Origin of the sequence: Streptomyces bambusae, assembly GCF_019400985.1 — a bacterium.
In the GTDB taxonomy this organism is placed as follows: domain Bacteria; phylum Actinomycetota; class Actinomycetes; order Streptomycetales; family Streptomycetaceae; genus Streptomyces; species Streptomyces bambusae_A.
On record NZ_WTFF01000333.1, the window covers coordinates 1 to 7,889 of the forward strand.

General features: G+C 70.1%; 7 protein-coding genes. 6 read left to right on the top strand and 1 reads right to left on the bottom strand.

Annotated elements, in window-relative coordinates:
* The 4 genes from GPJ59_RS30435 to GPJ59_RS30450 form a co-directional block, all read left to right on the top strand.
* The coding region (locus tag GPJ59_RS30435) for a methionine synthase (protein ID WP_219671139.1) at nucleotides 1-2,093 on the top strand (2,093 nt) is incomplete at its 5' end.
* A 28-nt stretch (nucleotides 2,094-2,121) separates the two neighbouring features.
* Nucleotides 2,122-3,063 carry a methylenetetrahydrofolate reductase [NAD(P)H] gene (metF, locus tag GPJ59_RS30440; protein WP_219671140.1) on the top strand — a complete coding sequence of 314 codons (942 nt, stop codon included), beginning with the start codon at nucleotides 2,122-2,124 and terminating at the stop codon, nucleotides 3,061-3,063.
* 70 nt (nucleotides 3,064-3,133) lie between these two features.
* Nucleotides 3,134-4,561 carry an adenosylhomocysteinase gene (gene ahcY / locus GPJ59_RS30445; protein WP_219671141.1) on the top strand — a complete coding sequence of 476 codons (1,428 nt, stop codon included), beginning with the start codon at nucleotides 3,134-3,136 and terminating at the stop codon, nucleotides 4,559-4,561.
* Nucleotides 4,562-4,755: 194 nt separating this feature from the next.
* A complete protein-coding gene (locus tag GPJ59_RS30450) occupies nucleotides 4,756-5,364 on the top strand; it encodes an anthrone oxygenase family protein (protein WP_219671142.1) in 609 nt (202 codons plus the stop codon).
* A 63-nt stretch (nucleotides 5,365-5,427) separates the two neighbouring features.
* Here GPJ59_RS30450 and GPJ59_RS30455 read toward each other — a convergent pair whose 3' ends face one another.
* Nucleotides 5,428-5,925: an anthrone oxygenase family protein gene (locus tag GPJ59_RS30455; RefSeq protein WP_219671143.1), complete on the bottom strand. Its 498-nt coding sequence runs from the start codon at nucleotides 5,923-5,925 to the stop codon at nucleotides 5,428-5,430.
* Between the two features lie 176 nt (nucleotides 5,926-6,101).
* Between GPJ59_RS30455 and GPJ59_RS30460 the strand changes: the two genes are divergently transcribed.
* Nucleotides 6,102-7,685, top strand: coding sequence for an acyl-CoA carboxylase subunit beta (locus GPJ59_RS30460; RefSeq protein WP_219671144.1), 1,584 nt, complete (start codon nucleotides 6,102-6,104; stop codon nucleotides 7,683-7,685).
* Entirely contained in the window at nucleotides 7,682-7,888 is a 207-nt protein-coding gene (locus GPJ59_RS30465; RefSeq protein WP_219671145.1) for an acyl-CoA carboxylase epsilon subunit, read from the top strand. The genes GPJ59_RS30460 and GPJ59_RS30465 overlap by 4 nt, the downstream gene beginning before the upstream one ends.
* Nucleotide 7,889 lies beyond the last annotated feature (1 nt).

Below are 7,889 nucleotides of genomic sequence, written 5' to 3' on the forward strand. Positions count from 1 at the left end.
CGCAGGAGCACGGTGCGGCGCTGATCGCGCTGACCATCGACGAGGAGGGCCAGGCCCGCACCGTCGAGAACAAGGTCGCCATTGCCGAACGTCTCATCGCCGACCTGACCGGGAACTGGGGGATCCGCGAGTCGGACATCCTGATCGACACCCTGACGTTCACGATCTGCACCGGTCAGGAGGAGTCCCGCGGGGACGGTATCGCGACGATCGAGGCGATCCGTGAGCTCAAGCGCCGCCACCCGGACGTGCAGACCACGCTCGGCCTGTCGAACATCTCCTTCGGTCTGAACCCGGCCGCGCGCATCCTGCTGAACTCCGTCTTCCTGGACGAGTGCGTCAAGGCGGGCCTGGACTCGGCGATCGTGCACGCCTCGAAGATCCTGCCGATCGCCCGGTTCGACGAGGAGCAGGTCAGCACCGCCCTGGACCTGATCTACGACCGGCGTCGGGAGGGCTACGACCCGCTGCAGAAGCTGATGGAGCTCTTCGAGGGGGTCAACACCAAGTCCCTCAAGGCCGGCAAGGCCGAGGAACTCCTCGCCCTGCCGCTGGAGGAGCGTCTGCAGCGGCGGATCATCGACGGGGAGAAGAACGGCCTGGAGGCCGACCTCGACGAGGCACTCCAGTCCCGCCCGGCCTTGGACATCGTCAACGACACCCTGCTGGAGGGGATGAAGGTCGTCGGTGAGTTGTTCGGTTCCGGGCAGATGCAGCTGCCGTTCGTGCTGCAGTCCGCCGAGGTGATGAAGACCGCGGTGGCCCACCTCGAGCCCCACATGGAGAAGTCCGACGCCGAAGGCAAGGGCACGATCGTCCTGGCGACCGTCCGCGGCGACGTGCACGACATCGGCAAGAACCTCGTCGACATCATCCTGTCCAACAACGGCTACAACGTCGTCAACCTCGGCATCAAGCAGCCCGTCTCCGCCATCCTGGAGGCCGCCGAGGAGCACAAGGCCGACGTCATCGGCATGTCCGGTCTCCTGGTGAAGTCCACCGTGATCATGAAGGAGAACCTGGAGGAGCTGAACTCCCGTGGCATGGCGGCCGACTACCCCGTCATCCTCGGCGGCGCCGCGCTGACCAGGGCGTACGTCGAACAGGACCTCCACGAGATCTACGAAGGCGAGGTCCGCTACGCCCGCGACGCCTTCGAAGGCCTGCGCCTCATGGACTGCCTGATGGCCGTCAAGCGCGGCGTTCCCGGGGCCACCCTGCCCGAGCTGAAGCAGCGCCGCGTAGCCAGGCGGGACACGCCACTGCTGATCTCGGAGCAGGGGCCCGAGCCGGGCGGGCGTTCCGACGTGGCCGTCGACAACCCGGTGCCGGCCCCGCCGTTCTGGGGGACCCGCGTCGTCAAGGGCATCCCGCTCAAGGACTACGCCTCCTGGCTGGACGAGACCGCCCTGTTCAAGGGCCAGTGGGGCCTGAAGGACGCCGACACCATCGAGTCCGACGGCCGGCCCCGGCTGCGCGGCTGGCTGGACCGGCTGCACACGGACGGGCTGCTCGAAGCGGCCGTCGTACACGGCTACTTCCGCTGCGTGTCCAAGGGCGACGACCTGATCCTCCTCGACGAGGACGGCGGCGAGCGGACCCGCTTCACCTTCCCCCGGCAGAGCCGCGGCCGGCGGCTGTGCCTGGCCGACTTCTTCCGCCCGGAGGAGTCCGGCGAGACCGATGTCGTCGGCCTGCAGGTGGTCACCGTGGGCAGCAGGATCGGGGAGGAGACCGCGCGGCTGTTCGCCGCCGACTCCTACCGCGAGTACATGGAGCTCCACGGCCTGTCCGTGCAGCTGGCCGAGGCCCTCGCCGAGTACTGGCACGCCCGCGTCCGCGCCGAACTGGGCATCGCCGGATCCGATCCGGGCTCCATGGACGGCATGTTCCGCACCGAGTACCAGGGCTGCCGCTACTCCCTCGGCTACCCCGCCTGCCCCGACCTGGAGGACCGGGCCAAGATCGCCGACCTGCTCCGGCCGGAGCGGATCGGGGTGCACCTGTCCGAGGAGTTCCAGCTCCACCCCGAGCAGTCCACCGACGCCATCGTCGTCCACCACCCCGAGGCGAACTACTTCAACGCGCGCTGAGACCCGTACGTACGGAAAGGAGTCGACCATGCCGGCTGCTCTGGCCGCCACCATCGAACGCCCCCGCACCTCGCCGACCCTCGGTGTCCGTGAGCTGCTGGCCGCGGGCCGCAAGAGCTTCTCGTTCGAGTTCTTCCCGCCCAAGACCGAGGCCGGCGAGCGCACGCTCTGGAAGGCGATCCGCCGGATCGAGCCGCTCGCCCCCTCGTTCGTGTCCGTCACCTACGGCGCGGGCGGTTCCTCCCGGGACCGCACGGTCGAGGTGACCAAGCGGATAGCCGCCGAGACGACCCTGCGCCCCGTCGCCCACCTGACGGCCGTCGGGCACACCGTGGCCGAGCTGCGGCACATCATCGGGCAGTACGCCGATGCCGGCATCCGCGACGTCCTGGCGCTGCGCGGCGACCCGCCGGGCGACCCGAAGGGCGAGTGGCGGCCGGAGCCCGGCGGCTTCACGCACGCCCACGAGCTGGTCAGCCTGATCCGGCAGCTCGGGGACTTCACGGTGGGGGTGGCCGCGTTCCCCGAGCGGCACCCGCGGTCGCCCTCGTGGACCGACGACGTCCGCCACTTCGCCGCCAAGTGCCGGGCGGGCGCGGACTACGCCATCACCCAGATGTTCTTCCACGTCGAGGACTACCTGCGGCTGCGCGACCGGCTGGCGGCGGTCGGCTGCCTGACCCCGATCATCCCGGAGATCATGCCGGCCACCGACTTCCGCCAGATCGCCCGCTTCGCCGAGCTCAGCGACGCCCGGTTCCCCGCGGCGCTCGCCGCCCGGCTGGAGGCCGCCAAGGACGACCCGGCCGCCGGGCACCGGATCGGGGTGGAGTACGCGACGTGCATGGCCGAACGGCTGCTCGCCGAGGGGGCGCCCGGCCTGCACTACATCACCCTCAACAAGTCCACCGCGACTCTGGAGATCCATCAGAACCTGGACCTGAAGCTGGACCCGGGTCCGCACGCCTGACCCACCCTCCGGCCCGTCTGCCGGCCCACCACTTCACCTCACCCCACCTCACCATCACGGAGCAGCTTTCATGGACTTCAAGGTCGCCGACCTCTCCCTCGCCGAGTTCGGCCGCAAGGAGATCACCCTGGCCGAGCACGAGATGCCCGGCCTGATGTCGATACGCAAGGAGTACGCCGAGGCCCAGCCGCTGGCCGGGGCGCGGATCACCGGCTCGCTGCACATGACCGTGCAGACGGCCGTGCTGATCGAGACCCTGGTCGCGCTCGGCGCCCAGGTGCGGTGGGTGTCCTGCAACATCTACTCCACCCAGGACCACGCGGCCGCCGCGATCGCCGCCGCCGGCATCCCGGTCTTCGCCTGGAAGGGCGAGACGCTGGAGGAGTACTGGTGGTGCACCGAGCAGGCGCTGACCTGGCCCGGAGCCGACGGTCCGGCTGCGCCTGATGGTCGGCCCTCGTACCTCGGTCCGAACATGATTCTGGACGACGGCGGTGACGCCACCCTGCTCGTCCACAAGGGTGTCGAATTCGCCAAGGCCGGCTCCGTGCCCGACCCCGACACGGCCGACAACGACGAGCTGCGGATCGTCTACCAGCTGCTGCGCGACAGCAGCCTCGACTGGGTCAAGCTCGCCGCCGGCATCCGCGGCGTGACGGAGGAGACCACCACCGGTGTCCACCGCCTCTACGAGATGCACCGCGACGGGGCCCTGCTCTTCCCGGCGATCAACGTGAACGACGCGGTGACGAAGTCGAAGTTCGACAACAAGTACGGCTGCCGGCACTCCCTCATCGACGGCATCAACCGCGCCACCGACGTCCTCATCGGCGGCAAGACGGCCGTGGTGTGCGGCTACGGCGACGTCGGCAAGGGCTGCGCCGAGTCGCTGCGCGGCCAGGGCGCACGCGTCATCGTCACCGAGATCGACCCGATCTGCGCCCTGCAGGCCGCCATGGACGGCTACCAGGTCACCACCCTGGACGAGGTCGTGGAGACCGCCGACATCTTCATCACCACGACCGGCAACAAGGACATCATCATGGCCGCCGACATGGCCAAGATGAAGCACCAGGCCATCGTCGGCAACATCGGCCACTTCGACAACGAGATCGACATGGCCGGGCTCGCGAAGACCGAGGGCATCGTCAAGGACGAGGTCAAGCCGCAGGTCCACACCTGGACCTACCCCGACGGCAAGGTCCTGATCGTGCTGTCCGAGGGGCGCCTGCTCAATCTCGGCAACGCGACCGGCCACCCCTCCTTCGTGATGTCGAACTCCTTCGCGGACCAGACCCTGGCCCAGATCGAGCTCTTCACCAAGCCCGAGGAGTACCCGACCGACGTCTACGTCCTCCCCAAGCACCTCGACGAGAAGGTCGCCCGCCTGCACCTGGCCTCGCTGGGGGTCAAGCTCACCGAGCTCCGCCCGGAGCAGGCCGAGTACATCGGGGTCGCGGTCGAGGGCCCGTACAAGCCGGACCACTACCGCTACTGACCCCCGGGCCGGCTCCGCGCCCCCCCGAGCCGCCGCCCCCGCCGAACCGCCGCGGCCGGATCCCGCCACCTGCCCTTGAACCCGGCTCAAGGGCAGGTGGAACCCCGTGGCCGGGCCCGGGATCACAGTGCCAGGATCGGATGTCCGTGCCGAGGGCAAGCAGTACTTCCGACCACCCAGATGGGACGCAACCGATGAACCCCAATCCGGCCGGTAGCCAGAACCCCTACGCAGCCGTCCCGCCCGGCGGCGCCACCTACCCGCCTTACGCACAGCCCGCGCCGGACACGGCCGGGAGCACCAAGCTCGGCACCACCCTGATGGTCCTGGCGACCGTACTGATCGGCCTGATGGCCGGTCTCTTCTTCGCCTACGACATCTCCGTGATGCCGGGTCTGGCCGACGCCGACGAGCGCACGTACGTCACCGCGATGCAGAACTTCAACGCGGAGATCGACGGCAACGGCCTCTTCGGCATGGCCTTCATCCTCGCCCTGCTGGCGGCCGGGGCCTCGGCGGTGATCGAGTTCCGCAAGGGCCGCCGGACGGTCGCCCTGTTCGTCGGCGCGGCCGCCGTGGCCTACCTCGTGGTCCTCATGATCACCTTCACGGTCAACATCCCGCTGAACAACGAGCTGAAGGACCTCGGCGACGCGGCGAAGCTGACCGACTTCTCGGTCGTGGACAAGTTCAAGACCACCTGGGTGTCCACGAACATCGTCCGCACGCTGCTCTGCACCGCCGCCCTGACCGCCCTCTCCCGCGCCCTGGTCCTCTACGGCCGGGCCACGGCCCGCCGCTGACGCCCCACCAGCGGGCACGTGCAGGAGGCCCCCCGCCGGCCGGCCCGGCGGGGGGCCTCCTCGTCACTTCAGGGCGCCGTACGCGAACAGCGCCCAGGCCAGGAAGCCCAGCGAGGCCGTGCACAGCAGGGTGCGCCAGACGTTGGCGCGGACCCACGGGGCCTCGAAGGCGCGGCGGACGGCGGCCGGGTCGGCGATGCGGTCGACCGGGCCGGCCTTCTCCAGCGCGTTGTTGAGCGGGATGTTGACCTTGTTGGTCAGGCCCATCGCGGCCACGTACGCCACCAGGGCCGCGATCAGCGGCGGCAGGACGTCCCGGCCGTCGGCGGGGACGTGCAGGCCGACCGCCAGGGCGGTGAAGACGAACGCGCCGATGTAGCCGAGGACGAACCAGCCGTTGAGGATCGCCACATTGATCTTCTGCATGACGTCGATGACCGTACGGTCGTCGGTCCGCTTCAGCCCCGGCATCACCGAGACGGAGAAGCCGTAGAACAGGCCGCTGACCAGGCCCATCGTGATCGTCGCCGCGATGAGCGACGCGAGCCGTGCCGTTTCCACGTGGATTCCCCCTGCTCGTGGTCAGGTCATGGACAAGTCATCGAACAGTCAAGTCACGGGGATCATACGGCGGTCGGGCCCTCCGGTCGCGGTGGATTCGAGTGCGTCTCGACGGCCTCTTGAGCCCCGCGCGCGACGGTGGCTGAATCCGGCCTTCAGATCTGGAGGAGCCCCATATGACCATCGCCGACGCCCCGCCCGTCCCGCCCGTTCCGCTCCTGGACCGGGCCGCGGAACTGGCCGACATCAAGGCCCTGGCCGTCGCGGGACCCGACGAGCGGGCCACGGAGCGCCAGCACGCCAAGGGCAAGCTGACCGCCCGCGAGCGGATCGACCTCCTCCTCGATGCGGGCTCCTTCCGCGAGATCGAGACCCTGCGCCGGCACCGTGCGAGCGGATTCGGACTGGAGGACAAGCGGCCCTGGACCGACGGTGTGGTCACCGGCTGGGGCACCGTCGAGGGCCGTACAGTCTTCGTCTACGCCCACGACTTCCGCATCTTCGGCGGGGCGCTGGGCGAGGCGCACGCCGAGAAGATCCACAAGGTGATGGACCTCGCGGAGGCCGCCGGCGCGCCCCTGGTCTCCCTCAACGACGGCGCCGGCGCCCGCATCCAGGAAGGCGTCAGCGCCCTGGCCGGCTACGGCGGCATCTTCCAGCGCAACGTCCACAACTCCGGGGTCATCCCGCAGATCTCGGTGATGCTCGGGCCGTGCGCGGGCGGCGCGGCGTACTCGCCGGCGCTGACGGACTTCGTCTTCATGGTCCGCGAGACCTCGCAGATGTTCATCACCGGCCCCGACGTCGTGCGCGCCGTCACCGGCGAGGAGATCAGCCACAACGGGCTCGGCGGCGCCGACGTGCACGCCGCGACCTCCGGCGTGGCCGCCTTCGCGTACGACGACGAGGAGGGCTGCCTGGAGGACGTACGGCACCTGCTGTCGCTGCTGCCCTCCAACAACCGCGAGACCGCGCCGCGCGAGGACTGCGACGACCCCGCCGACCGGCGCACCGACGCCCTGGTGGACATCGTCCCGGTCAACCCGCAGCAGTCGTACGACATGCGGCGCGTGATCGAGGAGGTCGTCGACCACGGCGAGTACTTCGAGGTGCAGCCGGCCTGGGCGCCGAACGTGGTGTGCGCGCTGGCCCGGATGGACGGCCACGTCACCGGCTTCGTGGCCAACCAGCCCGCCGCCCTCGCCGGGGTCCTCGACATCCACGCCAGCGAGAAGGCGGCCCGCTTCGTACAGTTCTGCGACGCCTTCTCCATCCCGCTGGTCACCCTGGTGGACGTACCCGGCTTCCTGCCGGGCGTGGACCAGGAGCACGGCGGCATCATCCGGCACGGTGCCAAACTGCTCTACGCGTACTGCAACGCCACCGTCCCCCGCATCTCGCTGGTGCTGCGCAAGGCCTACGGCGGCGCGTACATCGTCATGGACTCCCGCTCCATCGGCGCCGACCTGGCCCTGGCCTGGCCGACGAACGAGATCGCGGTGATGGGCGCGGAGGGCGCCGCGAACGTCATCTTCCGCCGCGAGATCACGGCCGCCGACGACCCCGACGCGATGCGCACGCAGAAGATCAAGGAGTACACGGCCGAGCTGATGCACCCCTACTACGCCGCCGAACGCGGCCTGGTGGACGACGTCATCAGCCCCGCCGAGACCCGCTCCGTCCTCGTGGACGCGCTCGGGATGCTGCGCGCCAAGTACGTCGACCTGCCCTCGCGCAAGCACGGGAACCCGCCGGTATGAGCGGCGGCGAGCACACGCACGCCCTGTGGCGGATCGTCAGGGGGCGGCCGGACGCGGTCGAGACGGCGGCGCTGGCCGTCGTCCTGGCCGCCGCCCTGGTGGCCCGGGCGGCGGCACCGGGGCGGGCCCGGCCGCGCAGCACCCCGACCCGCTGGGACCGGACCCGCGGCTTCCCGCCGGCCCGGACCTGGAGGAGGGGCTGAG

What these genes read in the sequence shown, in the direction of transcription:
- metF (WP_219671140.1), top strand. Translation starts at nt 2,122, where the DNA reads ATGCCGGCTGCTCTGGCCGCCACCATCGAACGCCCCCGCACCTCGCCG.
- ahcY (WP_219671141.1), top strand. Translation starts at nt 3,134, where the DNA reads ATGGACTTCAAGGTCGCCGACCTCTCCCTCGCCGAGTTCGGCCGCAAG.
- GPJ59_RS30450 (WP_219671142.1), top strand. Translation starts at nt 4,756, where the DNA reads ATGAACCCCAATCCGGCCGGTAGCCAGAACCCCTACGCAGCCGTCCCG.
- GPJ59_RS30460 (WP_219671144.1), top strand. Translation starts at nt 6,102, where the DNA reads ATGACCATCGCCGACGCCCCGCCCGTCCCGCCCGTTCCGCTCCTGGAC.
- GPJ59_RS30465 (WP_219671145.1), top strand. Translation starts at nt 7,682, where the DNA reads ATGAGCGGCGGCGAGCACACGCACGCCCTGTGGCGGATCGTCAGGGGG.